The organism is Solihabitans fulvus (assembly GCF_008386585.1).
Lineage (GTDB): Bacteria > Actinomycetota > Actinomycetes > Mycobacteriales > Pseudonocardiaceae > Solihabitans > Solihabitans fulvus.
Genome location: NZ_VUOB01000195.1, coordinates 1 through 234, shown reverse-complemented (window position 1 = coordinate 234; position 234 = coordinate 1). Strand labels below are relative to the sequence as shown.

Annotated in this window: 1 protein-coding gene; it reads left to right on the top strand. The window is 72.2% G+C overall.

Going from position 1 to position 234, the window contains the following annotated elements:
• The coding region (locus F0L68_RS41265) for an HAD family hydrolase (protein ID WP_149855359.1) at positions 1-234 on the top strand (234 nt) is incomplete at both ends.

Below are 234 nucleotides of genomic sequence, written 5' to 3'. Positions count from 1 at the left end.
CGGCCTCCGCGGCAGTCCACGCCCTCCAGGAACGCGGGCGCACCGCCGTCGTCGTGCTCTGCGAACACCGCCCAGTCGGCGTGCTGGGCATCACCGATCAGATCCGGCCCGAAGCCGCCGGTACGGTCGCTGCGGTCGCCCGGTTGACCGGCGCCGCTCCGGTGCTACTCACCGGCGACAACCACGCCACCGCAACGCAACTCGCCGAGCAAGTCGGCATCAGCGATGTGCGCG